The sequence below is a fragment of the Pseudomonas sp. NPDC087615 genome (assembly GCF_044743445.1).
Classification (GTDB): Bacteria; Pseudomonadota; Gammaproteobacteria; order Pseudomonadales; family Pseudomonadaceae; genus Aquipseudomonas; species Aquipseudomonas baetica_A.
Map to the genome: position 1 here is coordinate 1 of NZ_JBIUWM010000147.1, position 1304 is coordinate 1304.

The window sequence follows — 1304 nt, forward strand, 5'->3', positions numbered from 1 at the left end:
CATGGCTGATGGAACGCTGGTGATTCAGGCCGGGCCGCATGCGCGGGTTACCGCGAGCCAAGTGGTGATTGATGCCGGGACAAGCCTGACGCTGAGTGCTGGCGGTCATCACATCGTGATCAATTCGGGCGGGATCTTTAGCAGTGTGGCCATCGTCGAGGGCGGCGCGCCGATGGCGGGCATGGCGGCGCAGACAGCGTTGGCGGCAGCGCCCGAAGATCCACAGGCGCTGATCGCGCTGTCCATCACCACGCAAATAGCCGCGCTGGCTCAGGCCGCAGAGCAAGCCGCTTCAGTCTGCGCCGCGTGCGAAAAACTGGCGCAGGTGAACGCATGAGCCGGGCTTATCTGTTGCTGGATCGAATCCAGATCGAAAAACTTTCGGATCGCCTGTTCGAGCTGACGGGCGGCGCGCCTGTTCACTCGCTTTATCAGCGTACCGCCTACAGCGCTTTGGAAAAGGCCGGCCCCGTGCTGATCGGTGTGACCCCCGATAGCCCGTTGGCAACGGTTTTTTGGCAGGAGTGGAGCGCAACGGTGGGCATCTGGCTGGAGTCTGAGGCCGACGAAGATCAAGTGCTGGCGCATGTGCGCAGCCTGATCCACGCGCGTGTCGATGGGGCTGCGACGGTTTTCTTTCGTTTCTATGACCCGCGTATTACCGCGTTGTGGCTGAAGGATTTGCCCGCGCCTGAGCGTGATCGATTGATGGGGCCGATGCGACTGATTCGTCTGCCGGATTTACAGATTCATCAGCAAACCGAGCACCCCGCGATCCCGTATGCGCAGAAGCCTTGGCTGGTGCTGACGGCGGAACAACTCGATCACCTTAACGCGGCCAAGCGTCAGTCTTTCGCCCGACAGTTGATCGAACACGGTCAACGCTATTTCGCCCAATACCTCAACTCAATGGATTCGACAGCTTTGCAGCAATGGGCCATGGACTGTCAGGCCAGTGCTGCACGCGGCGGTTTCAGTGCCGTCGATGAAGTCCTTATCTGGGCGCGTTTCTACGCATTACTGGGCGCGGACTTTCCCGATGGCCCGGAGCACGGTGCATACAGGCAGTTACTGGTCGAACCCGGACTCCTGCCGCGCCAGCGTCTGGACAACCTCAACAGCGCATTGACGCACCAATTGCTGACCGACAAGGACTTCGCCCGATGAGCGCCGAAAAACTGGCCATGGTCGACGAGGCCGCTCAGGCCCAACGCGAGGCCAAAGCCCAGCCACACGCTGATATCAACTGCACGGTGCATCCGTGTCCCGCCAGTCAGCCCGAACTGTTTGTGGTGCCGGTGCGT

General features: G+C 60.9%; 1 protein-coding gene and 1 pseudogene. Both read left to right on the plus strand.

The genetic code is table 11. The features are described 5' to 3' along the window. Positions 1 to 337, plus strand: a pseudogene (locus ACIOU6_RS28005) (type VI secretion system tip protein VgrG); the annotation flags it as partial. Further along, positions 334 to 1167 (plus strand): DUF4123 domain-containing protein, encoded by an 834-nt coding sequence (locus ACIOU6_RS28010; RefSeq protein ID WP_401139998.1) that lies wholly within the window; start codon positions 334 to 336, stop codon positions 1165 to 1167. The pseudogene ACIOU6_RS28005 and the gene ACIOU6_RS28010, both read left to right, overlap by 4 nt. Positions 1168 to 1304 lie beyond the last annotated feature (137 nt).

Coding starts and splice junctions, on each gene's coding strand:
- ACIOU6_RS28010 (WP_401139998.1), top strand. CDS start 334: ATGAGCCGGGCTTATCTGTTGCTGGATCGAATCCAGATCGAAAAACTT.